This is a genomic window from Shewanella electrica (genome assembly GCF_022321485.1).
Taxonomy (GTDB): Bacteria; Pseudomonadota; Gammaproteobacteria; order Enterobacterales; family Shewanellaceae; genus Shewanella; species Shewanella electrica.
In genome coordinates this window covers 1-266 of record NZ_JAKOGG010000352.1, presented here as the reverse complement: position 1 = coordinate 266, position 266 = coordinate 1, and the positions used below count along the sequence as shown (strand labels likewise).

Sequence of the window (266 nt, the reverse complement as noted above, 5' to 3'; positions counted from 1 at the left end):
ATGCCAACCAAAAAGCAACAATTATGAGTAATACAATAGGGGTCTCGCTGAACCCAATTCCATTACGAGTTACTGAAATTAATAAGCAAGCTGCAGTTCCTTATCCAACCGTCTTGTCAGCTCAAGCTGCTGTAACTCCGATACAAGAGGGAGAGTTGACGATAACAGCTGCAGTCGAAGTAGAATTTACGTACTTTCCTTAGATCAAGTGCTAGTGAAAATTAAAGGTTGTCAATCAATGGGGACTATTGGTATCTTTATAATCA

At 39.5% G+C, this 266-nt stretch carries 1 protein-coding gene; it reads left to right on the top strand.

The features are described from left to right. On the top strand, nt 1-203 hold a 203-nt coding region (locus L9G74_RS20870; RefSeq protein WP_238898672.1), incomplete at its 5' end, for an SIMPL domain-containing protein. Nucleotides 204-266: the final 63 nt, after the last annotated feature.